This is a genomic window from Levilactobacillus namurensis DSM 19117 (assembly GCF_001434785.1).
In the GTDB taxonomy this organism is placed as follows: domain Bacteria; phylum Bacillota; class Bacilli; order Lactobacillales; family Lactobacillaceae; genus Levilactobacillus; species Levilactobacillus namurensis.
This window is the reverse complement of sequence record NZ_AZDT01000060.1, coordinates 1-213: the sequence shown is the minus strand read 5'-3', so window position 1 is coordinate 213 and position 213 is coordinate 1. Positions and strand designations below refer to the sequence as shown.

Genomic DNA, 213 nt, shown 5'->3' with positions numbered 1-213 from the left:
CACACTTGGTTAGGTTCAGTAACTTGATCAAACTGTTGGTTTAAAAGATTGTCTCGTAATTCTTGCTCCGCCTGTTTGGTGCGCCGATGTTTCTTAACGCGACTCTGACACTTTAAGTGCAGGACGCTCATTAACCGTTTGACTCGCTTGAAAGGTGCCTCAAAGTCAATTTCGACATCATGGTTTAGATAAATAGTCATTTTGCCGGCACCG

Annotated in this window: 1 pseudogene; it reads right to left on the bottom strand. The window is 43.7% G+C overall.

Annotation, left to right across the window (positions count from 1 at the left end):
• A pseudogene (locus tag FD30_RS11810) lies at positions 1-213 on the bottom strand (IS3 family transposase); the annotation flags it as partial.